Source organism: Ruegeria sp. BF6 (assembly GCF_056538665.1).
This window is the reverse complement of the sequence record NZ_JBQFTN010000001.1, coordinates 776330-798653: the sequence shown is the minus strand read 5'-3', so window position 1 is coordinate 798653 and position 22324 is coordinate 776330. Positions and strand designations below refer to the sequence as shown.

Sequence of the window (22324 nt, the reverse complement as noted above, 5' to 3'; positions counted from 1 at the left end):
CCTGTCTGGTGGGGCTTTTTGTTGAGTTACGCTGCTTCCTCGGAAGGTCCCGGATCATTCTTTGTTCCCTTGATCCATTCCCTGAGGCTTTGCATCAGGGCATACAGAACCGGAACCAGAATCACACCGACCAGCGTGGCCGCCAGCATGCCGCCAAACACGGCGACGCCGATGGCTTTCTGGCTGGCCGCACCTGCGCCGCTCGCTGCCAGCAGCGGCACAACACCCAACAGGAAGGACAGCGCGGTCATCATCACCGCGCGGAATCGCTGGAATGCGGCCTCGGCGGCGGCGTCCTTGATCGAAAGACCGTTGGCCCGCTGCTCCATCGCAAACTCAACGATCAGAATGCCGTTTTTCGAGGCCAGACCAACAAGCATGATCATCCCGATCTGCGTATAGAGGTTGATGTCACTACCCACGATGGCCACGGCAGCCACGGCCCCGAACAGGGCGACAATCACCGATAGCAGGATTGAAACCGGCATCGTCCAGCTTTCATATTGCCCGACAAGGAACAGATAGCCGAACAGGATAGCCAGACCCAGAATGACGATCACGAGACTGCCCGAAGCCAGCTGTTGCTGCGCAGTCCCTGTCCATTCGAACGCATAGCCTGGGGGTAGGGCGGTCGCTGATTCCTCGGTCATGACATTGATCGCATCGCCCGTCGAAAGCCCCGGCGCAGGAACTGCCGTCACAGTCGCCGAGCGGAACAGATTGTGGCGTTTCAGAAGCACCGGACCCAGCACGTTTTCAACATCGACCAGCGTTCCAAGCGGAACCATCTCACCCTGTTGCGAGCGGACATAGAGGTTTGAAATGTCCTCGACGTTGTCGCGATAGCTGCCGTCGGCCTGGATCATCACGCGATAGACACGGCCGAACAGGTTGAAGTCGTTCACGTAGTAGGACCCCAACTGCGCCTGCATGGTCTGGAACACTTCGGCCACGGATACTTGCAGCGTCTTGGCCTTCTCACGGTCCAGATCGACGAAAAGCTGCGGCACGTTTGCTCGGAAAGTGGTGTAGGCCTGTCCGATCTCGGGCCGCTGGTTCGCCGCATAGACGAACGATCCCACGGCCGAGGCCAGATCCTGAGGCGTTCCGCCCCCGGTCTGCTGGACCTCCATCTCGACACCTGCAGACATGCCCAAGCCTTGAATGGGCGGCGGGTTGAAGGCCACGATCGAGGCCGCGGACTCACCATAGGCGATGGCCAGTACCTTTTGCAGGATCGCCTCCGCGCTCAGGCCGTCTTCCTGACGCTCATCCCAGTTATCCAGGTTCACAAAGATCGCAGCGCCGTTAGTCGTGGTGCCATTCAGGATCGAGAACCCGTTGATCAGAACGGTGCTGGCCACGCCGGGGATCTGCTGAATCTGATCATCGACCCGGGCGGAGACAATCTCGGTACGTTCCAGCGTCGCCGCATCGGGCAGTTGAATGTCGACAAACAGATAGCCGTTGTCCTCAAGCGGCAGGAACCCGCTGGACGTATTTGACATGATTGTCCCGGTACCCATAGCCAGCGCGGCAATCACACCAAGGCCAATGACCGGAAGGATCAGCAGCTTGCGCACGATGGCCACATAGCCGCCACGAATGGTGCCAATGAAATTCTCAAACACCGCCAACAGCCCCTTTGGCGGACCCGAGCGAGCACGTAGAACCAGCCCGCACAAGGCCGGTGACAGGGTCAGCGCGTTGATTGACGAGATCACAACAGCGGTCGAGATCGTCACAGCGAACTGCGAATAAAGCCGCCCAGAGATACCCGGCATAAAGGTCACTGGTACGAACACGGCCAGCAGAACCAGCGTGGTCGCGATGACCGGGCCGGTGATCTGACCCATGGCCTTTCGGGTTGCCTCGGCAGGGGGCAGCCCCTCGTCGGCAATGATCCGTTCTACGTTTTCAACCACAACAATGGCGTCATCCACCACGATCCCGATGGCCAGAACCAACGCGAACAATGAGATCGTGTTCAGCGACATGCCGAAAAGCAGCAAGAAGGCGAATGTACCGATCAGAGAAACCGGGATTGCGACAGCGGGAATGATCGTGGCCCGCCAACTACCCAGAAAGATGAAAACAACCGTGATCACCAGCGTGAAGGTCATGATCAGCGTTGTGACCACGTCGTTCAGCGACTGTTCTACAAAGTCAGTTGTGTTAAACGGCACGGCGAATTCCACATCCGTGGGAAAGCTGCGCGACAACCGCTCCAGTTCGGCCTCGACCCGATCAGATACTGCCAGCGCGTTGGCGCCGGGGGCCTGATAGATGCCGATGACGGTTGCCGGAACACTGTCAAAGAAACCGGAGGCCGCATAGTACTCCGCGCCCAGTTCTACCCGTGCGATATCCTTGACCCGCACAATTGAACCGGCATCACCGGTCCGAATGACAATCTCACCGAACTCATCGGCCGAAGTCAGGCGGCCTTTGGTTTTGATCGTGTATTGAAACGTTTGCCCCTCGGGCACCGGAGGCGCACCGATCGAACCGGCTGAAACTTCGACGTTCTGCTCGCGGATGGCGTTGATCACATCCCCAGGTGTGATGGACAAGGCCGCCATCTGATCAGGGTCCATCCAGATCCGCATTGCGTATTCCAGATTGGTCAAAACGTCCGCGCGACCCACACCCTGAACCCTCGCCAGAGCGTCCTTCAGGTTGATCGAGGCATAGTTCGACAGAAACACACTGTCATAGGTGCCATTGGGTGAGGTAAGAGTTACCAGCAACAGCATATTTGTCGATGCTTTCTGCGTGACCACACCCGAGGACGTCACCTCGGCCGGCAACGAGGACATCGCCTGCGCCACGCGGTTCTGCACATTGACCGAGGCGATATCGGGGTCGGTTCCGACTTCGAATGTGATGTTCAGCGAGTAGGAACCGTTATCGGACGAGGTGGACGTCATATAGATCATGTCGTCCACACCGTTCACCTGAGCCTCAATAGGCGCAGCGACGGTGTTTTCCACGGTTTCGGCGTTAGCGCCGGTATAGGTGGTGGTCACACTGACCACTGGCGGCGTGATGTCCGGGAACTGGGCGACCGGCAAAACCAGATAGCCTATCCCGCCCATGATGGTCAGGACCAGCGAAATAACAAGCGCCAGCTTGGGCCGGCTAATGAACAGGGCAGAGAACATCTGTTACTCTCCCGGCTGCTCAGAGGCCACGACCGCATCCACGGCCACGCCCGGACGAACCCTTTGCAGGCCCTCAACGATCACGCTTTCTCCTTCGCGCAATCCTTCTTTTACGATGATCGCCGAGTCGACACCATCTCCGGTGGTGATATAGCGTTGTTCGACCATCTGCTTGTCATTTACGACCAGCACAAAATCGCCTCTCTGGTCACGTTGCAGCGCGGCCTGAGGGATCAGAACCTCGAGAGTGGGTTCAAGCGCCTCTATGTGCACGTTCAAAAAGGCTCCGTCGACGATCAGTCGGCTGTCATTGTCAAACTCGGCGCGCATCGTGATTGCGCCGGTCAGGGGATCGATCCGGTTGTCGACGAAAACGATCTTTCCTGTCTCGTCCAACTCGGTCCCGTTCGGCAAAGTCACGCGAACAACGGGGCTTTTCTGGCTTTCAGCCAGCGACGAGGCGTTTTCGCCTACGGTTTCAAGAACGGTCGTAAATTGTTTCTCATTCAGGGAAAAATTAACATAGATTGGGGCTTCGCTGACGATATTGACCAGCGGAGGATTGGTCGGTCCGACAACGTCACCGACACTAATCGCAACCCGACCGATGCGGCCAGAGAACGGGGCATGGATCTTGGTATAGCTCAGGTCCAGCTCGGCCTGTTGGATGGCGGCCTTGGCGGATTTGACCTCGGCCTCGGCGACCAGTTCGTTGGCGCGGGCGATGTCCCGTTCGGATTCCGGCGTGGCATCGCGTAGGTAGAGTTCTTCCTTACGGGCCAGTTCGACCTTGGCGAGTTCCAGGTTGGCTTCGGCCCGGTCCAGATCGGCATTGCGGGCTTCCAGTGTCGCTTCGTAGAGGTCGGGTTCGATGGTGAACAGAACGTCGCCTTGTTTTACCAGCGCCCCGTCTTCCACGTCCTGACTTTCCAGAAAGCCGCTGACACGTGCCACGATGTCCGCTCTGTCCAAGGCTTCAGCCCGCCCGATGAACACGGCTTCATCGGTGATTTCCTGCGTATAGGCCGCAGCAATGGACACTTTGGGCGGTGGTGCGTCGCCTTGATCCTGTGCCACGGCCGCATGTGCCATGCCCATGCAGACCAAAGCCGCAATGAATGGCCCGCAGAAGCGGGATTGGGAATTCTTCAATGCAAGGGACATGGCAGGCGCCTCGTTAAAACTACGGTTTTTGCGCCGAGGCAGGCTGAGCACCCCGACGAGTCGATTGAGTTCTTGGTCAGGATGGCGGTTTTGCGTGTATATCTCAAGCTTCTTGAATACGATTAAATTGTCCCGGTTCGCGGAATTTTTCGCGCCATCCGGTCAACTTAGACCGGCTTTCTTAACCGCGCGTTTCAAAATTCACGTCAGGATTACGAAAATGGGGGCCGTGTATGCCCCCGTTCCACGTTCAATATCAAGTGTTCGATCAGTCGCGTGTGCCGGCAAATCGGGTCTGCCAGTCTTCGCGCTGTTCGTCGGTAATTTTGGCGAACAGAACGTCGGGCACGGTAAAGGCGTGCCCAGCGGGCAGGGCGCTGAGCGCGGCCGCGACATCATCGGGCCAGTTTGTGTCCAGCGTGTTCATCGCGCTCAGCATTTTGGCCGAGGTTTCGGGGATGAAGGGGGCGCTTAGAACGGCATAGAGACGGATCAGGTTCAGACCCAAGCGCACCTGAGCTGCGGCCTGTTCCGGGTCTTCCTTGAATGTCGACCACGGAGCGGCGGCTTGCAGGTATTCGTTACCTGCCACCCAGATCGCCCGCAGTTCCTGCGCGGACTTGCGAACCTCCATTGCCTCCATATGCCCTTCATAGGCGCGGACGCGACGGGTGAGTTCCTCGATCAGTGCCTGTTCACGCTCGCCATAGCTTCCGCCTTCGGGCACGGCTTCTGAGAATTTCGAACGGCAGAACTTGGTGATCCGGCTGACAAAGTTGCCCAGCACATCAGCCAGATCCTTGTTCACCGACTGCTGGAAGTTTTCCCAGGTGAATTCGCTGTCACTGCTTTCCGGCGCATGGCTCAGCAGCCACCAGCGCCAATAGTCGGCGGGCAGAATCTCCAGCGCCTGATCCATAAACACGCCACGGCCTTGGCTGGTCGAGAACTGACCGCCATCGTAGTTCAGATAGTTGAAGGATTTCAGGTGGTCGACCATCTTCCACGGCTCGCCCGATCCCAGAATTGTGGCCGGGAAGGACAGTGTATGGAATGGCACGTTGTCCTTACCCATGAACTGCACATATCGCACGTCGTCGGCGCCTTTGTCGGTACGCCACCAGCGCTCCCACTCGGCATCGGACTTGCCATTGGCATCCGCCCATTCCTTGGCACAGGCGATGTATTCGATCGGCGCGTCGAACCAGACGTAGAAGACCTTGCCTTCCATGCCCGGCCATTCCTGATCACCTTTCTTGACCGGAACACCCCAGTCCAGATCGCGGGTAATGCCGCGATCCTGCAGGCCGTCGCCATCATGCAGCCACTTCTTAGCAATCGAGGTGGTCAGGATCGGCCAGTCAGCCTTGCCATCGATCCACTTATCCAGTTGATCCTTCATCGCGGATTGCCGCAGGTACAGGTGTTTGGTCTCTCGCACCTCCAGATCGGTTGAACCGGAAATGGCCGAGCGCGGCTCGATCAGATCGGTTGGGTCCAGCTGCTTGGTGCAATTCTCGCACTGATCCCCGCGTGCGCGCTCATAGCCGCAGTTGGGGCAGGTGCCTTCAATGTAACGGTCGGGCAGGAAACGGCCATCAGCGTTGGAGTAGACCTGTTTTTCACTGACTTCGCGGATCAATCCGGCATCATCCAGCTTACCCGCGAAATGCTGTGTCAGGCGCTTGTTCTGATCACTGGACGAACGGCCAAAGTGATCGAAACTGAGGCCGAAACGGTTGGCGATATCCGCCTGAACTGCATACATGTCGGCGCAGTATTCGGCCACTGGTTTGCCCGCCTTGGCAGCAGCCAGTTCCGCCGGCGTACCATGTTCGTCGGTCGCGCACAGGAACATGACCTCATTCCCCCGGCCACGCTGGTAGCGCGCGTACAGGTCGGCAGGCAATTGCGAGCCGATCAGGTTGCCGAGGTGCTTGATCCCGTTGATGTAAGGGATCGCCGAAGTGATGAGAATCCGAGCCATTTTGCGCTTCCAAGTATCTATCTGCGCGCCCGTCTACCTTATGTGACCCGCCAGCAAAAGCCCGGTTTCACCGATAAGCGCCTGAAAAGAAGTGTATGCGCATGTGCGCGTGGCTTTCGCGTGATGGCCCCTGACCATGTATAATGGGCGCGCAATTCGTTCACGGGGGATAAAATGAAACTATTCTTGGTTCATCGCCTGATACAGGTGACCGCAATTCTCTGTCTGATCAATTTCCTGGCGCCGAGCGTTCAGGCAGACCAAGGCGAAGCCATGGATGCGATTGACAGCTTTGACAAGGCGATGCTGTCGATTTTCCGCCGTGGTCAGGATACGCTGACGTCGCAGACACGCCCGGTCATGGTGATCGCACGGGATGTTACGGTCCTGTCCGAGCATGGGCAGGTGTCGTTTCCCAGGGACGCGCCAAACTACCTGATTTTCAAATCTACATCACACGTTCTTCTGGGGATTATCGGTGCTGTGACCCCGTGGCCCACGGAATATGCCGATGGCGCAAGATGGAAAAAGGATTTTGCGGCCATCGCGCAGGAAATCGATACGCTGACGCCGTGGATAGAGAAGCTCGACCTGCCAAAAGAGGAGATTGCCCGGCAACGTCAGATGCTTGAGGCCGCGCGTAGCTTTACGAATATGGCGGTCCAGCGCGGAACCCTTACACGACAAGACGTCTCAAGAGTGATCAACGACATGCGTCCCATCTGGGCGGCCAACATGCGCGAGGCGGCGCGAGCTGAGCTTGCCTCGTTGCACAAGGCCGTGACTGAGGCGCGTGCGGCAATCAGCAAAGAAGACTGGGATAAAATGTATGTGGTTCATCACGGCGGGTCCAATGTAACGGGGATCAATGTTGTCGAACTCTATCTGGAGCGCGTGATGCCGCAGAAAGTTCTGACGGGTCAGGTTATGTTTGCCGAAAATGCGCATGGCAACAAGGCGATGGCCGATTACGTCGGCTATGAGAAGATGCAACGTCTTGTGGGCGCTTGGGCATTCGGGGATCCGGGGCGCATGGAGGTTGATCTACTGGGCTATGAAGCAGGCTCGCTTCTCGATGAAATGATCCCGTCCGTGCCGCCGCCGGAGTAGCGTTCGGGGCTCTATTCCTCGCGCGACCGTTTCAGCAAACGCCCGATGGTGAACGAGGTGCGCGGGGCATAGACATAGTTGGTTCGCTCTTCCGGTGTCGGACGAGAGCGCATCCGCGCCACGCCGAATACGATCAGAACCAAGTGTCCGGTGGCCACAAAGGCGAACAGGGCACCGGGACCAAATTGCTGGATCAGCGTGGATGAGATGTAAGGTGAGGCAATTGCCCCCAGCGCGTACCAGAACATCAGCGCGGCTGACAGTTCCACCCGTTCCTCCGTGGTAGCAAAGTCATTTGCGTGTGCAGAGGAAACCGAGAAGATCGGAAAGGTCGTTAGGCCAAAGATTCCAGCGGCCAGCATAACACCCAGCGTACCGGTGCCGCTTGCGGCCATCGTAACACCACAACTGAGCACGGCAGCACCGGATAGCCAGATCAGCACCCAGCGCCGGTCATATTTATCGGCAAGCCATCCCAACGGGTATTGGGCCAGAGCCCCTCCCAAAACAAATGAGGCGAGGAAAAACGCAATCTGATCCACGACCAGCCCTACCTCTTGCCCGTAAACGGGGCCGACCATACGGAACGAGGCCGAACTAAGCGCCGCCACGATCACTCCCGCCACCGCCAGGGGGGAACTGCGCCAGGCCAGTTTCGGTCTCAGGCGGGGGGCGTCAGGTGTGATCGGCTGGCTGGCACGGGTCAATGTCAGCGGCAATAGCGAAGCGCAACACAGGATCGCCAACAGATTATAGGACACGTACGAAGCGGGCGGCAGCACGGCAATGATCAACTGCGCACCCAGCGATGCCCCCATGTCGACGAACCGATACGTCCCCATGGCGCGCCCACGGGTTTCGTTGGTGACTTTGGCGTTCAGCCAGGCCTCAATCACGGTGTAGCTGCCTGCTACGCAGGTGCCCGAGGCGATCCGCAATAGGGCCCATAAATAAGGGTTGTCAGTCAGAGTATGCCCGATCAGCCCCATCGCCCCCAAGGCTGTACAGACGGCAAAGGCCCGCGAGTGGCCGACGTTCCCCATAAGCCGTGGAGCCCACCAGCAGCCAATAAAAAAGCCAAGGAAATGCGATGATCCCAACAGACCGATCTGCTCGGTCGTGAAATCCAGTGTAATGCCCGAGATGGCGTCCAGCGGTCCGACGCCGCCGGTGGAGAGCTGCAGCAGAATGACAGAAAGAAAAAGGGCGGCAAAGGAAATGATCGTGCGCATGATGGGCTCACCTTTACCCAATACGCCAGTAATGCGCGCGCCTTATCGACGCGCAGGCGTCGTTTTTTGTCTATCCTGCCTTTTTGATTTCGGCCCGGATGTTCAGCCCGACGGTGTCCTGCACCAGATCGGGGTATCCGGACGCGCCGAAATCGTGGCGGTTCAGCGCGCCGGTCAGGCGGATGGACAGCATGTCGAGATTGTCAGAGGTGCTGCCTGGCGGGCGAAAGAGGTCGGCTTGCAAGGCGATCGGTTTCGTGACGCCTCGTAGGGTCAGGTTGCCGGTGATTTTCGCCCCGCGGGAGATCCGCCCGCCGTCACCCAGCTGTACCCGGGTCGATACGAAGTGAATGGTTGGGAACCGTGCGACGTCCAATACGCTTGCACCCAGCATCGCGTTCCTGGCGAATGGCAGTTTGGTGCGGGCTTCGGCGGCGTTCAGGGTGACACTGACGCGACTGTTGGTCAGGTTGCTCAGGTCGATCCGGATATCGGCCGAGTGGATCGGCATGGTGCCGGATTGGGCAAGGCCCGACAGGTCAAAGGTAAAGTCCACGGATGTGCCCTTGGGCACCAGCACGTAGGTGCTGAGGTCCGCATGGGCCGGGCGGGTCAGAGGCAGAATGGCCAACCCGGCCAGAAGTGTGCGCCGGGTCAGGTGGGTCATGCCAAGGCCTCCTGCCTGCGCGGGCGTGAACGGTTCAGCAGCACCAGCAGGATGGCAATGTTCAAGCCGTTCCACAAAATGCCGTTGATGAAGGCCAGTTGGTAATTGCCGGTCACGTCGTAAATCCAACCGGACATCCAGCCACCCAAAGCCATGCCCATGATCGTCATCATCATGACGAACCCGACGCGGGCGCCAGCCTCTTGCGGAGGCATATACTCGCGGACCACCAGTGCATAGCTGGGCACGATACCGCCCTGCGCCAGCCCGAACAGCAGGCTGATGACGTAAAGCGATACCATCCCGTCATAAGGCAGGAACAGGAACAGGGCGATGCATTGCAGAACCGAGCCGATCAGCAGGGTCATCACCCCGCCCAACTTGTCGGCCACCAGTCCCGAGATCACGCGGCTGACCACGCCGCCCAACAGCATCAGCGACAGCATCTCGGCCCCGACGGCCGGACCGTATCCCAGACCGACGCAGTACGAGACGATGTGAACCTGCGGCATCGACATGGCCACGCAGCATCCGATCCCCGCCAGACCCAGAATGTATTGCAGGGCGCGTGGCGATATTCCAACGCTGCGGGCTTTGATCTGCGCGTTGGCGGCGGCGGTGCTGTGCGCCTCGACCGGGACCTGACGGCGTAGAAGAAGGGACAGGGGGATGACGATCGCCAAAGTTATGACTGCCAGCGTCAGATAGACTTGCTGCCAGCCGTCGCGGGCCAGAATGCCCGACAGGAGGGTGGGCCAGATCGCCCCGGACAGGTAATTCCCGCTGGCCACCAGCGCGACGGCGATCCCGCGCCGCCGCATGAACCAGTGCGAGATATCGGCGATCAGCGGCCCGAACCCAATGGACGTGCCCAGCCCCAGCAGCAGATGCGCCACCGACAGCAGCAGGATGTTCGGTGCCCATGTCGCCAGCAGGTAGCTTATTGCGCTTAGAATTGCGGCTCCGATCAGCGCCTTGGTCACGCCCAGCCGGTCGACCATTTGGCCCAGCCACATGTTCCCCAACGCAAAGCCGATCATGGCCAGAACGTAGGGCAAAGAAGCCTCGGCCCGTCCGGCCCCGAACTGCGCCTCGACGGCGGGCATCACCACGATCACCGCCCACATGCCCACATTTGCCACCATTGCTATGGCGAGCGTGATCAGAAGGCGAAGCCAGGAGTAGCGGCTGTCATGGATCGGATGGCTCATACGGAAACGCTAGGGCCGGGGTCGGGCTTTGGCCAGTCACATGTTTTGTGATCCCGGTGAGGTGTCACCCCAATACATCTTGCGTTTCGATCCGGGTCAGGTTCAGCCCGGCGCGCGGTTTGGTCTGGGTGGCCTGCCAGCTAACCGGGGGCAGGGCGCGGGCGCGGCGGCGGGTCAGGGTCCAGCGGCGGGCCTCTCCCTGATGGTTCGCCGCCATGTGCCAGCGAGTCTCGACCCCTTGCGCGCCGCCATCGCCGGGTGTCAGTAGCAGGCCCAGTGGAGCCCGCCCCATCGCGCCACCCTGTTCGGCGGCCAGATGCATTCGCCGCACCGGCGTCAGCCCCGGCGCGCCGGGCAGGTCGCCGATGATGAGCGGGATCGCTCCGCTGCGCAGCGCCTCTTCCATGCACCACAGCAGATCCTCGGCACGGGTGGGACGGACGAAGATAAACCGGGCAGGATCGGCAAAGGGCATCATCCCATCGGGGTTCAGTTGGCCGGGCTCCCACGCGGGGGAAATCCACAGCACCGGCCCTTGTGCTTGGCCCGCTAACCACATGGCAAAGCTGCGCCGGGCGGGGCCGCAGGCCTCGTGCACGCGGCCCAGTTGCAGGGTGATCTGCGAGTGTAGGGCCAGCCCCGGCGCTTCACGCGCGGGCTTGCGGCCAAGAAGATTTGTAGACATGCCGCCAGCCTAGCATGTTCTCATTTTGTTCTCAATCTGGGAATGCTGCCATGAACCCGTTACCGGGACAGAATCATGCGGCCATCCGTGAATTGGATGTTCGAGAACCGATGTAGGTAGTCCATGCCAAGCAGAGACTGACGCAAATCGCCTTCATTGACCCAGGCCGCAACGCCATGATCGGTGATCGGGCCAAGTTCAAGACTGTCCAGCCGGATGGGCGCGGTGCGCACCTCTCCGTTCGCAGTCGAAGCGCGACCAAGGTAATTCAGCTGGTCGGGGTCAACGCCGATACGCCGGGCGTCCTTTTCGCTGAACACAATCTGGCTTGCACCGGTATCGACAAGGAAGTTGATTGGCTCTCCGTTCACGACAACAGGCAGATAATAATGTCCGTCATAGGCACGCGGAACTTCGATGGTTTCGCCGGTGACGGTCATCTGCGGGGCAGGGGCAACGGTCGAGCGGATGTCCTCCCACAAGCCGACAACGGCGATTGCACCGACGAAGATGAACACCCAAGCCATAGCCTGCTGCATGGTTTTGTTCAGCGACTGGCGGTTCTGCGAGACAAACCAAAACACCACCGCCGCGCCAAGCACGACCAGATACACCAAACGCCCAATGCTGTCGCCATCCATACCGTTACCCTAACTGAATTCACTCTTAGGTATATGGGGATTTAAGACGCAAAACCAAAGGCCTTCAGGCCATCCAATATGAACTGAACCGACAGCGCCGCCAGTAGCATGCCCAGCAACCGGGTCAACACGTTCAGGCCGGTTTTGCCCAGAATACGTGCAATCAGGCCACCGGACAGGAAGAACGTCAGAACCACGGCCATCACTGCAAGCATCACCAGAATAGCTTCAAAGATGCCCAGAATGCCCGGATGTTGACCGGCCAGAAGAATGATGGTCGCAATCGATCCCGGGCCGGCGACAAGCGGAATGGCCAGAGGGAACACAGATGGGTCGGGGTGTTCTTCTTCCTCTTCGACACGGTCTTCGCGGCGTTTGGTGCGGCGTTCGAACAGCATGTCGAGCGCGGTCAGAAACAGCAGCGCTCCGCCGGCGACTTTGAATGCCTCCATCGAGATGCCGACAAAGCCCAACACTGCCTCGCCAAAGGCCGCAAAAGCGATCAGGATTCCCGAAGCCACGGCACAGGTGCGCAACGCCACCTTGCGCCGCGCGCGCGAATCCATACCCTGCGTCAGCGCCACGAAAATCGGGGTGGTGCCAAAGGGGTCGATCACCACGAACAAGGTGGTAAATGCAGTAATGAAAAAGGCCAGATCCATCATGCGGCATTCTCGGCGGTTTCAAGGCGTTCGGCGGCGGCGACCCAAAGCGACTCCGCCTTTTGCATCGCTTCGACTACCTCGGCGAACTTACGGTTCCAGGTTTCCAGATCGTTGATCTTGTCGTCTTCGTACAGGGCAGGGTCTGCCAGCTTGGCCGAGAGTTTTTCGTGCATGTCCGATAGCTTTTCGATCCGGTCCTCGCACTTACGCAGGTCGGCGCGCAGGGCTAAAACAGTCTCGCGCGAAGCGCGTTTAGGTTTCTCCACCCGAGGGTTTTCTTTGACCGGTTTGTCGCGGGCCAGCAGCATGGCGCGATAGGCTTCGAGGTCACCGTAGAAGGGTTTGACCGTGCCGTCGGAGACCAGCCACAGTCGATCTGCTACCAGCGACAGCAGGTGCATGTCGTGGCTGACCAGGACCACCGCGCCGGAATAGGCGGTCAACGCCTCGACCAGCGCTTCGCGGCTTTCAATGTCCAGATGGTTGGTCGGTTCGTCGAGGATCAGCATATGTGGCGCATCGATGGTCGCGATCAGCAGCGACAGCCGCGCCTTCTGGCCCCCGGACAACCGCCCGACCAGAGTTTCCGCCTGATCAGCATTCAACCCGAACCCAGCAAGGCGCGACCGCCATTTGCCCGGAGCCTCATCCGGGCGCAGCCGACGTAGATGGTCCAGTGGTGTTTCGTCCACATGCAACTCATCGACCTGATGCTGTGCAAAATATCCGATACGCAGCCTGTTGCTGCGGGTCATCTTGCCCGCCATGAGGGGCAGGCGGTCGGACAGCAGCTTGGAAAGCGTTGACTTGCCCTGACCGTTTTTCCCCAGCAGCGCGATGCGGTCGTCCTGGTCGATGCGCAGGTTCAGTCGGCGCAGAACTTCAGTCTCACCATAGCCGGTCACTCCGCCCTCGATCTGGATGATCGGCGGCGAAAGCTCCTCGGGTTCGGGGAAAGAAAACGCGCGTAGGGCGGCCTCTTGCGGGGTCGAAACCAGTTGGATGCGTTCGATCATTTTCAGTCGCGACTGGGCCTGCACCGCCTTGGATGCCTTGTAACGAAAACGGTCAACAAAGCTCTGCAGATGGGCTATGCGGGCCTTGGCCTTGGCGTTTTCCGATTCTGCCTGGGCCAGACGTTCGGCGCGACGCTCGGCGAACTTGTCATAAGGCACCGCGTAGTAGGTCAGCTTGCGGTCTTCCAGATGCAGGATCGACCCTACCGCACGGTTCAGCAGTCCACGGTCGTGAGAGATGATGATGACCGTATGCGGGTACTTGGCCAGATAACTCTCCAGCCATAGCGCACCTTCGAGGTCCAGATAGTTGGTCGGCTCGTCCAGCAACAGCAGGTCGGGCTGAGAGAACAGTACCGCAGCCAGCGCGACACGCATCCGCCAACCGCCTGAGAAATCGGAGCAGGGGCGCAACTGGTCCTCATCATCAAATCCCAACCCTTTGAGAATCGAGGCCGCGCGGGCTTCAGCCGACCAAGCGTCGATATCCGCCAAACGGGTCTGAATCTCTGCAATCCGCGCGGGATCTTCGGCGCTGTCGGCCTCGGCCATCAAAGAGCTGCGTTCGGTATCAGCCGCCAGCACCGTGTTGATCAGCGACACGTTGGACGAGGGTGCCTCTTGTGCCACGCCCCCGATCCGCGCCCGTTTCGGTAAAACGATATTGCCCGATTCCAGCGCCAACTCGCCCCGGATCAGGCGGAACAGAGTGGTCTTGCCGGTGCCGTTCCGCCCCACCAGACCAACCTTGTGGCCGTCGGGAATGGTGGCGCTGGCGCCGTCAAACAGGGGGCGGCCCTCGACCGCATAGGTGATGTCTTCGATCCGTAGCATAGGCCGAGCACTGCGGCACGGCCTGACGCTTGTCAATGGGGTGAATCGCCGATGGCCTGTCAGTTTAGTTCTGCGGCCACGTCTTCAAAGGGGTACGAGGCAAAACCAACCAAAGCCTGGTCACCTTCTTCGCTGAATGCAAAGACGTGAACTTCGTCGTGGTGCAACGTGGCACGGCAAAACACACCCGACTGAGACAGGTTTAACGGGCAGGTTTCCAGATCGGTGTGAGCAACCGCTGTTTCGAATAGTTCGTAGTTCATCGGCACGGGCGCCGGATCGGCTACGGCGGTTGAGGCAAGGATGCAGGCGATAGCCGCAATTTTCGGTGTCATCAGAGTGGCCTTTTTGTTAACACTTTCTGTCCGCACAGCAAAATAACTGACAGAAAAAGTCAGGCAATAAAATCGATTTCTTTCAACCGCGTCATTCTTACGCGCTATCTCTTTGGCGCATTGCGCGTTTAACCTTGTCCGAGAGGCCCACACCTACAGGCTTTGCGCCAAGTGATTGGCATGGGCACGACGCGGACCTTGTGATAGCTCTGCCGTGATTTGCATTTCTAGCCGGATTTCTTCATGCGCGCGGCACAATCACCGCCATCTCTGGTAACACTGGTTTTTGCGACTGCGTTGTCAGTACTGTCGCTTAACATGTTCCTGCCGTCGCTGGCGCGGATGGGGGAAGACTTTCAGGTCGATTACGCGCTGGTGAACTTGTCCGTGGCGGGATACCTAGCGGTGTCTGCCGTGCTGCAACTGATCATGGGACCGTTGTCCGACCGGTTTGGCCGCAGACCTGTTCTGCTGATCTGTATGGTGGTCTTCGTCGCCGCGTCGGTCGGCTGCGTGCTGGCCGACGCGATCTGGGTTTTTCTGAGTTTCCGCCTGATGCAGGCCGCCGTGGTAGCCGGGCCTGTTCTGTCCAGCGCCGCTATCCGCGACATGTACTCGCCAAACGAGGCCGCCAGCAAACTGGGCTATGTGGCCATGGCGATGGCACTGGCCCCGATGCTGGGGCCGATGCTGGGCGGTGCGCTCGACAGTGTGTTTGGCTGGCGCGCTGGCTTTGTTCTGTATTCCGTGCTGGGGGCAGGAATGCTGCTATTGCTTTGGGTCGATATGGGCGAGACCAACGACAACCGGTCCTCGACCTTCGCCGCGCAACTGAGGGAGTACCCGCACCTGTTCCGCGCGCGCCGGTTCTGGGGCTATGCCCTGTGCGCGGCCTTTTCGATCGGCGGGTTCTATAGCTTCATCACCGGAGCGCCCTTGGTGGCAGCAGCTTGGTTTGATCTCAGCCCGGCGATGCTGGGGCTTGGCATTGGGATTATCACCGGAGGTTTTATGGTGGGGAACTTTATCACCGGACGGATCGCGGTGCGTACCCGGCTAACCACCATGATTCTGATCGGGCGCATTATTGCATCGACGGGACCGCTGGGTGGTCTGTTTCTGTTCCTTGCCGAACTGGGTTCGGTCTGGGTGTTTTTCGGTTCGGCAATCTTCGTCGGCTTTGGCAATGGTCTGACCAATGCCAATGCATCCGCCGGGGCGATGTCAGTCCGCCCCAAACTGGCGGGCAGCGCCGCTGGCCTGTCCGGCGCAATGATCGTGGCACTTGGGGCCGTTCTGACCTCGCTCACCGGTGTTTGGGTTAGCCCCGAAAACGGTCCGTTCCTGGTTCTGGGCATGATGTGGGCGTGCAGTTTCGCCGGGCTGTTGGCGGTGCTGTATGTGCGTTGGGTTGACCGCCATGACCCACTGCCCGAAACGATCTGAGCCGTAGCGCATCATAGTGCTTTTCATATGAGACAGACCATGCTAGGCGGCGCGCGATGGATTTCGGCGCGATCCCGCGCCTTATGTTAAGGAGAGGCCGACATGGCACTGGAACGCACATTCTCGATCATCAAACCCGATGCAACCCGCCGCAACCTGACTGGCAAAATCAACGCCAAGTTCGAAGAAGCGGGCCTGCGCATCGTCGCGCAAAAGCGCATCCACATGACCAAAGAACAAGCCGGCAAATTCTACGAAGTACACGCTGAGCGTCCGTTCTATGACGAACTGTGCGAATTCATGTCGTCGGCTCCGGTTGTTGTTCAGGTTCTGGAAGGCGAAGGCGCCATTGCAAAGAACCGCGAAGTCATGGGCGCAACCAACCCCGCAGACGCAGCCCCCGGCACCATCCGCGCCGAGTTCGCTGAATCGGTTGGCGAAAACTCGGTCCACGGCTCGGATGCTCCGGAAACCGCAGCTGTTGAGATCGCCTACTTCTTCTCGGGCATCGAACTGGTCGGCTAATCTGCTGTAAGATCTGAATTTCAGGCCGCTCCCGGCAACGGGTGCGGCCTTTTTCATACCGGCTTGAGGTCGTCCACTGACACCCGCACGCCGACCGCATCCAGATCCGAAATCATCTTGGTTTCGGGTGTGGCGCTGACACTGGTCTTGATCGCATCAAACCTCTGACGCAGGGCCTTTTTCTCCTCACCCTTGCAATCGTTCCATGGGCGTCCTTGCAACCCCATCACCAGAACATAATAGCCGATGAAATGCGGCCGGGTTCCGGCGCGCACCAAGCGGGCATATGCCTCATCGGGGCCCAACTCACGCAGTTGCTGCGCCGAGTGGATTCCGGCACGGGCACACGCCTGTTCGAAAGCGGGGCCAAGGTTGCGGATCGAAGAGACGGGATCGGACATGCCCAACTTCTAGCCCTGTGGTGCAGTGATGTCGACCTGACGCCGGGTTAGAGCAACATCGGACTTGCCAGATGGGATGGCGTGCGATTTCATGACGTCATGCTGTCATAAGGTTGCCCATGTCGAAGAACAAGGAACCCGGGGGAAAATCCGACAAAAGCAAAAAGAACACCTCGCTGAGGTTGGATGGCAAGACTTTGAAAGCCCTCAAGATCCGGGCAATCGAAGAGGGGACCAGCGTTCAGAAGATCATCTAGACACTGGTGAATGACTATCTTGATACGTCGAAAAAGGGTCGTTCGTGATGGGGCAGAAAAGCGGGTTTTTCATCGTTCCGGGCAAATTCGATCTGGCGGGGTTTTCCGACGCGCTCAAAGGTCTGTCGCCCGAATTCGAAACACCTGCAGCCGCACGCCCGTTCGACCTTTTGGACTGTCATGATCAATCGCTGCGGGCAGAAGGGCGGTTGCTGATCGAGGTCGACGGCGCATTACAATTGCTTCAAGCCGACGGCGATGTTCTGGCTCAGGCCTGCAGCGGTAAGGAGAAGTTCGTTCAGGACCTGCCGGACGGCCCTGTAAAAGCGGCGGTGAAGGGGTTCCCCAAACTGCGCGCGTTGATGAGCATAGGCTCGGGCCTGATCGAATCCGGCAGTTTTGCGGTGCTGGATGACCTGCAAAAGACGCAGGTCCGGGGCAGCGTCGTGACGTTGTCCACGGATAAGGGGCGGGCGACCATTCTGAACGTACAGCCGATGCGCGGCTATGACCGCGCCTTTCACGCTGTGTGCGCGGCGTTGAAGACTATGGCGGTATCTGGATTTGACACGGTGTTCTCAAACTTGTTTCCCGACTCCACCCCCTATGACGCCAAGCCCGATGTCCCATTAGGCACGCAGGAGCCTTCCATCGAAGTGGCAGCGGATATCATTCGGACCTATCTGGCCGTCGCGCGCCAGAACGAGGCGGGTGTGATCGCCGATATCGACACCGAGTTCCTGCACGACTACCGCGTCTCGCTGCGCAGGGTCCGGTCAGTGTTGAGCCTGTTCAAAGGCGTGTTCTCACCGGAACAGGCCGACGCGCTGAAACGCGAATTCTCGGATCTGATGGCCCCGACCGGGCGAGTGCGGGATCTGGATGTCTATCTTCTGGAAAAAGAAATTTACTTCAATCTGATACCGCCCAACCTTCATCAAGGCGCCGAGGCCATGTTCGCGCAGTTCGCGAAGGAGCGGACCCGCGCTCTGACCGCGCTGTCGCAGCGCTTTCGCAGCGCGGCATACAGCAAAAAGATGGATGAATTGGCGGCGTTGCTTGCTGATGTGAAAGGGTTGGAACCCGGTCCAAATGCAGATCGTGGGGCTTATGGCTATGCCTGTGCGCTGATCTGGAAACGGTATCGCAAGGTGTGCAAGCTGGCCCGCGGCATCACCCCGGAAACGCCGGATAAGGTCGTGCATGACCTGCGGATCGACTGCAAGAAACTGCGCTACCTGATGGAGTTCTTTGGTCCTCTGTTCGACAAAAGTGATTTTAAAACGCTTATCAAGCCATTGAAAAAGCTGCAGGATAACCTTGGCCTGTTCAACGACTACTCGGTCCAGCAAGAGGCGCTGCTGGAATTCGTGACGACCCAAAGCAACGCGCAAGGTCGGGTAAACGCCCAGCTCGCCATGTCCGTCGGTGGGTTGATCGCCGTTCTCGACCAACGCCAAAAGGCAGAACGCGACCGTGTGATCGCAAATTTCCAGCATTTCGACAGCCCGGACATCCAGAAACTGTTCCGAACTCTGTTTCACCACAAGGAGGATTGAGGAGTGAAGATCATTGCCTGCTACAGCAACAAGGGCGGAGTGGGAAAAACCGCGACCTCGGTGAACCTGGCCTATGCCTATGCGCAAGCGGGGTACACCGTGCTGCTATGCGATCTCGATCCTCAGGGGGCATCGGGGTTCTATTTCCGGGTGAAGCCGTCGAAAAAGCTGACGGACGCACGGTTCTTCGAAGATGTTGAACGGTTCACCAAGTCGATTAGGGCCAGTGATTTTGATGGGCTGGACGTATTGCCCGCCAACCTGACGTTTCGCGATTTCGATGTGTTCCTCTCGCGCATGCGGAACAAGCGGTCGCGGCTGAAAAAGGCCTTGGCCACCGCGGGCAGAGATTATGACGTGATCATTCTGGATTGCCCGCCGAACTTCTCGACCCTGTCCGAGAACATCTTCAAGGCCGCCGACCAGATTCTTGTGCCCGTCATCCCGACGACACTATCTGAACGAACGCTCGAGCAATTGGTGAGTTTCTTCAACGATCACAAGTTACCCAAGAAAAAGCTCAAGGCGTTTTTCTCAATGGTGCAGCGGCGCAAAACCCTGCATCTGGAAACAATGGAGAAGATGCGCAAGGCGTACAAAAAGCGGTTCCTGCAATCCGAGATTCCCTTTGCCGCGGATATCGAGCGTATGGGTCAGAACCGCGCCCCGGTCAGCATCTATGCCGGGCGCAGCGCCGCAAGTGCTGCTTATCAAGCGCTGTTTGGTGAACTGGAAAACGGAGTGATTTCAACCAAATGAGTACCGAGATTGAACGCAAGTTTCTGGTCGCGGACCTGCCTGACTTGAGTGGCGCGGAAAAGGCCGTTGTGCGTCAGGGCTATCTGACGGCCCCTGACGACTCCACTGAACTCCGTCTGCGTCAGAAAAACGATAGGTACTTTCTGACGCTGAAAGGCGGTGGCGCTTTGGTGCGGGTCGAGCGTGAGGCTGAAATCTCGGCCGAGCAATTTGATACCTTTTGGCCCGAGACAGACGGGCGCCGGGTGGAAAAGGAGCGCCACACAGGGCAATTGCCAGATGGTCGGGTGTTTGAACTGGACGTGTTTCTGGGTGATCTGGCGCCGTTGCGTTTGGTCGAAGTTGAGTTTCAGACCCAAGCCGAGGCCGAAGCCTATACTCCACCCGAATGGTTCGGCGCCGACGTGACGGCGGATAAACGATATAAAAACAAGACGATGGCTACTAAAGGGGTTCCTGCCTAACGATTGCGAGCCAGCTTGATCACCACCTCAAGTCCCGGATCGCAATTATGCGCCTCGAATGCGCCTCCATGCATTCGGGATATTGCGGCAACCAGGGCCAGCCCCAACCCGGCATTACGCTCGGTCCGGGCCGGGTCGAGCGTGACAAATGGCATTTGCAGACGTGGCAGGTCTTCTTGGGGTACGCCGGGCCCCCGGTCGCGGACGCTGAGGCTGGTATAGGGGCCGTCTTCGGACAGGTTGATCGTGACTGTCGTGTTCTGCGGGGCATAACGCAGCGCGTTTTCCAGCAGGTTCGACAGGGCCTGGGACAACAGGGGCCGGTGCCCTGGAATGGAACCCGCGCTGCCCGTGACCTCTAGCCGGATACTCTGGTCGTCGGCGACAGGGTCGTATAACTCGGCCACATCCGCCACCAATTGCTGCAGGTCCACCGGTTCGAACTGTTCCCGACCAACACCGGCCTCGGCGCGTGAGATTTCGGTCAATTGCCCTAGCACGTGTAACACATGGTCGATTTCGGTGCTGGCCCGTGCAACATCTATCTCACGCTCCTGATCCGTTTTACCCGGGTCTGACAGCGCCTCAACCCGTTGTTTCAGCCGTGATAGGGGCGAGCGCAGATCATGTGCGATAGAATTCGACGTGGTGCGCAGGTTGCTGACCAGTTCCTCGATCCGGTCCAGCATGGTGTTGAGCGTACCGGCCACCTGATCGAACTCATCACCGGTCCCACGTAGTGGCATTCGGCGGGACAGATCACCCGAGACGATGTTCTCGGCGGTGCTGGCGATATCGGACAAGCGGGAAAAGACCAGGCGGGTGAACAGCCAGCCGGTCAGCACGCTCAGCGCCAGCGCAATCGCCAGTGCAATGCCAACCGACCGCAGCAGTACCCGATCAAATTGCTGCCGGGCCAAAGCGTCGCGCCCGACCAGCAGGCGTTCGCCGCCGGGCAGGCGGATCGAGGCGGCCGAGATGGGCACCAGTTGGTCATTGTCAGCGCGGCGGAGTTCAAGATCGACCCAGCCGCTGCCCGCAGTGATTCCTTCGGGCCATTGTTTGAGGTTGCCCGCCAGTTTGGAACCGAACCGATCCGTCAGCAGATACAAAGCATCCCGTTCCGAGGCGGTAGGAATGCGCCGCTCGATCGCGGTCAGCAGCCCGATCAGACCGCGGCGTTCATATTCGTCCGCCAAACCGGTCAGTTCTGCCGACACGACCGAGCGGGTCTCGACCTCGATACTGCGGTTGGCGGTGACATAGACCAATGCCAGTACAGTGGCCGTCAGCAAGGTGCTGAGAACCATGCTGGCGAGGACGAGTCGTGTGCGTGAATTGTTGAAGGAAAGCCTAAGGTTATCCATCAGACATCATGTAACCCGCGCCCCGGACCGTTTCGATCATCGGCGCCTCACCGCCTTCGTCCAGCTGTCGGCGTAGCTTAGAGATATGGACGTCGACCACGTTGGTATTCGGGTCGAAATGGTAATCCCAAACACCTTCCAGCAGCATGGTGCGTGACACAACGCGGTTCTTTCGGCGCAGGAAGAATTCGAGGATCTGAAACTCGCGCGGCGTCAGCGTGATCTCGCGCCCGTTGCGGGTGACCTTGCGGGTTAACAAATCCATCTCGAGGTCGCGGCAGGTTAGGGTGGGGCTTTCCTCAGCCTCTTGCGGGCGGCGCAACAGGGCCTCGATCCGGGCGTGCAGCTCTTGAAACGAAAACGGTTTGACCAGATAGTCATCGGCCCCGGCACGCAACCCTTTGACGCGTTCGTCCACCGCGCTCATCGCGGTCAGCATCAGAACTGGTGTATTCACACCCGCCGCGCGCATCGATTTGATCAGGGACAGCCCGTCCAGCCCCGGCAGCATTCGGTCCAGAACCACAGCGTCAAATCCGCCGTCGGTGGCATGGTACAGACCCTCGCGGCCGTCTTCGGCTGCCTCGACAACATAACCTTCCTCGCCAAATCCCTTGGCGATGAACTCCCGGGTGTCTTCGTCATCCTCGACGATCAGCAGGCGGCGGCTCATGATGCGAGTTCCTTTCTTTCGGGAGTTAAGCACAAATCTCGGGCAAAGCACATGGTTTTGCTAAGTAATCTGCCGGGTGCGGAGATGCGCACCCGGCAGTCCCGGCGGTTTGCGGACAATTCAAACCCGCCAGGGAGGCGCCCGCCAGATTTCCCCATCACG

21 protein-coding genes are annotated in these 22324 nt (G+C 59.0%); 7 read left to right on the top strand and 14 right to left on the bottom strand.

Annotated elements, in window-relative coordinates:
• Nucleotides 1-26: 26 nt before the first annotated feature.
• The 3 genes from ACR0IM_RS04015 to metG all read right to left on the bottom strand — a co-directional run bounded on the left by ACR0IM_RS04015 (nucleotide 27) and on the right by metG (nucleotide 6315).
• Nucleotides 27-3164, bottom strand: a complete 3138-nt coding sequence (locus ACR0IM_RS04015) for an efflux RND transporter permease subunit (RefSeq protein ID WP_480589754.1) — start codon at nucleotides 3162-3164, stop codon at nucleotides 27-29.
• A 3-nt stretch (nucleotides 3165-3167) separates the two neighbouring features.
• Entirely contained in the window at nucleotides 3168-4328 is a 1161-nt protein-coding gene (locus tag ACR0IM_RS04010) for an efflux RND transporter periplasmic adaptor subunit (RefSeq protein WP_480680892.1), read from the bottom strand.
• A 268-nt stretch (nucleotides 4329-4596) separates the two neighbouring features.
• On the bottom strand, nucleotides 4597-6315 hold the full coding sequence (gene metG, locus ACR0IM_RS04005) for a methionine--tRNA ligase (RefSeq protein WP_480680890.1): 1719 nt from the start codon (nucleotides 6313-6315) through the stop codon (nucleotides 4597-4599).
• A gap of 174 nt (nucleotides 6316-6489) precedes the next feature.
• Here metG and ACR0IM_RS04000 point away from each other — a divergent pair, with 174 nt between their 5' ends.
• Nucleotides 6490-7425, top strand: a complete 936-nt coding sequence (locus ACR0IM_RS04000) for a hypothetical protein (protein WP_480589762.1) — start codon at nucleotides 6490-6492, stop codon at nucleotides 7423-7425.
• A gap of 11 nt (nucleotides 7426-7436) precedes the next feature.
• Here the strand turns inward: ACR0IM_RS04000 and ACR0IM_RS03995 are convergent, their stop codons facing one another.
• The 8 genes from ACR0IM_RS03995 to ACR0IM_RS03960 all read right to left on the bottom strand — a co-directional run bounded on the left by ACR0IM_RS03995 (nucleotide 7437) and on the right by ACR0IM_RS03960 (nucleotide 14711).
• Nucleotides 7437-8657 carry an MFS transporter gene (locus ACR0IM_RS03995; protein WP_480589764.1) on the bottom strand — a complete coding sequence of 407 codons (1221 nt, stop codon included), beginning with the start codon at nucleotides 8655-8657 and terminating at the stop codon, nucleotides 7437-7439.
• A 70-nt stretch (nucleotides 8658-8727) separates the two neighbouring features.
• On the bottom strand, nucleotides 8728-9324 hold the full coding sequence (locus ACR0IM_RS03990; protein ID WP_480589766.1) for a YceI family protein: 597 nt from the start codon (nucleotides 9322-9324) through the stop codon (nucleotides 8728-8730).
• The gene (locus tag ACR0IM_RS03985; protein ID WP_480680889.1) at nucleotides 9321-10535 is read right to left on the bottom strand and encodes an MFS transporter; all 1215 of its coding nucleotides are present in this window, start codon (nucleotides 10533-10535) and stop codon (nucleotides 9321-9323) included. The genes ACR0IM_RS03990 and ACR0IM_RS03985 overlap by 4 nt, the downstream gene beginning before the upstream one ends.
• A 64-nt stretch (nucleotides 10536-10599) precedes the next feature.
• Nucleotides 10600-11220 carry an ImuA family protein gene (locus tag ACR0IM_RS03980; protein ID WP_480589771.1) on the bottom strand — a complete coding sequence of 207 codons (621 nt, stop codon included), beginning with the start codon at nucleotides 11218-11220 and terminating at the stop codon, nucleotides 10600-10602.
• 59 nt (nucleotides 11221-11279) lie between these two features.
• The gene (locus ACR0IM_RS03975; protein ID WP_480589774.1) at nucleotides 11280-11861 is read right to left on the bottom strand and encodes a retropepsin-like aspartic protease family protein; all 582 of its coding nucleotides are present in this window, start codon (nucleotides 11859-11861) and stop codon (nucleotides 11280-11282) included.
• A gap of 41 nt (nucleotides 11862-11902) precedes the next feature.
• Nucleotides 11903-12526 carry a MarC family protein gene (locus ACR0IM_RS03970; RefSeq protein WP_058281008.1) on the bottom strand — a complete coding sequence of 208 codons (624 nt, stop codon included), beginning with the start codon at nucleotides 12524-12526 and terminating at the stop codon, nucleotides 11903-11905.
• The gene (locus ACR0IM_RS03965) at nucleotides 12523-14376 is read right to left on the bottom strand and encodes an ABC-F family ATP-binding cassette domain-containing protein (protein ID WP_480680887.1); all 1854 of its coding nucleotides are present in this window, start codon (nucleotides 14374-14376) and stop codon (nucleotides 12523-12525) included. Before ACR0IM_RS03965 ends, ACR0IM_RS03970 begins: the two co-directional genes overlap by 4 nt.
• Nucleotides 14377-14435: 59 nt before the next feature.
• The gene (locus ACR0IM_RS03960) at nucleotides 14436-14711 is read right to left on the bottom strand and encodes a hypothetical protein (protein ID WP_480589779.1); all 276 of its coding nucleotides are present in this window, start codon (nucleotides 14709-14711) and stop codon (nucleotides 14436-14438) included.
• 243 nt (nucleotides 14712-14954) lie between these two features.
• Here ACR0IM_RS03960 and ACR0IM_RS03955 point away from each other — a divergent pair, with 243 nt between their 5' ends.
• Together ACR0IM_RS03955 and ndk are read left to right on the top strand one after the other, a co-directional pair.
• Nucleotides 14955-16157: a multidrug effflux MFS transporter gene (locus tag ACR0IM_RS03955; RefSeq protein ID WP_480589782.1), complete on the top strand. Its 1203-nt coding sequence runs from the start codon at nucleotides 14955-14957 to the stop codon at nucleotides 16155-16157.
• Between the two features lie 102 nt (nucleotides 16158-16259).
• The gene (ndk, locus tag ACR0IM_RS03950; protein ID WP_068334875.1) at nucleotides 16260-16682 is read left to right on the top strand and encodes a nucleoside-diphosphate kinase; all 423 of its coding nucleotides are present in this window, start codon (nucleotides 16260-16262) and stop codon (nucleotides 16680-16682) included.
• 53 nt (nucleotides 16683-16735) lie between these two features.
• Here ndk and ACR0IM_RS03945 read toward each other — a convergent pair whose 3' ends face one another.
• Nucleotides 16736-17083, bottom strand: coding sequence for a TfoX/Sxy family protein (locus ACR0IM_RS03945; RefSeq protein WP_480680885.1), 348 nt, complete (start codon nucleotides 17081-17083; stop codon nucleotides 16736-16738).
• 119 nt (nucleotides 17084-17202) lie between these two features.
• Here ACR0IM_RS03945 and ACR0IM_RS03940 point away from each other — a divergent pair, with 119 nt between their 5' ends.
• The 4 genes from ACR0IM_RS03940 to ACR0IM_RS03925 are packed head-to-tail and all read left to right on the top strand — an operon-like array spanning nucleotide 17203 to nucleotide 20122.
• Nucleotides 17203-17340, top strand: a complete 138-nt coding sequence (locus ACR0IM_RS03940) for a hypothetical protein (protein WP_480680883.1) — start codon at nucleotides 17203-17205, stop codon at nucleotides 17338-17340.
• Between the two features lie 47 nt (nucleotides 17341-17387).
• Entirely contained in the window at nucleotides 17388-18899 is a 1512-nt protein-coding gene (locus ACR0IM_RS03935; RefSeq protein ID WP_480680882.1) for a CHAD domain-containing protein, read from the top strand.
• 3 nt (nucleotides 18900-18902) lie between these two features.
• Nucleotides 18903-19658 (top strand): ParA family protein, encoded by a 756-nt coding sequence (locus tag ACR0IM_RS03930; RefSeq protein ID WP_480680881.1) that lies wholly within the window; start codon nucleotides 18903-18905, stop codon nucleotides 19656-19658.
• Nucleotides 19655-20122, top strand: a complete 468-nt coding sequence (locus tag ACR0IM_RS03925; RefSeq protein WP_480589793.1) for a CYTH domain-containing protein — start codon at nucleotides 19655-19657, stop codon at nucleotides 20120-20122. Before ACR0IM_RS03930 ends, ACR0IM_RS03925 begins: the two co-directional genes overlap by 4 nt.
• Here the strand turns inward: ACR0IM_RS03925 and ACR0IM_RS03920 are convergent.
• Nucleotides 20119-21489 (bottom strand): sensor histidine kinase, encoded by a 1371-nt coding sequence (locus ACR0IM_RS03920; protein ID WP_480589796.1) that lies wholly within the window; start codon nucleotides 21487-21489, stop codon nucleotides 20119-20121. The two genes, ACR0IM_RS03925 and ACR0IM_RS03920, sit on opposite strands and share 4 nt — an antisense overlap.
• The gene (locus tag ACR0IM_RS03915; protein WP_480589799.1) at nucleotides 21482-22162 is read right to left on the bottom strand and encodes a response regulator transcription factor; all 681 of its coding nucleotides are present in this window, start codon (nucleotides 22160-22162) and stop codon (nucleotides 21482-21484) included. Before ACR0IM_RS03915 ends, ACR0IM_RS03920 begins: the two co-directional genes overlap by 8 nt.
• Between the last annotated feature and the right edge of the window lie 162 nt (nucleotides 22163-22324).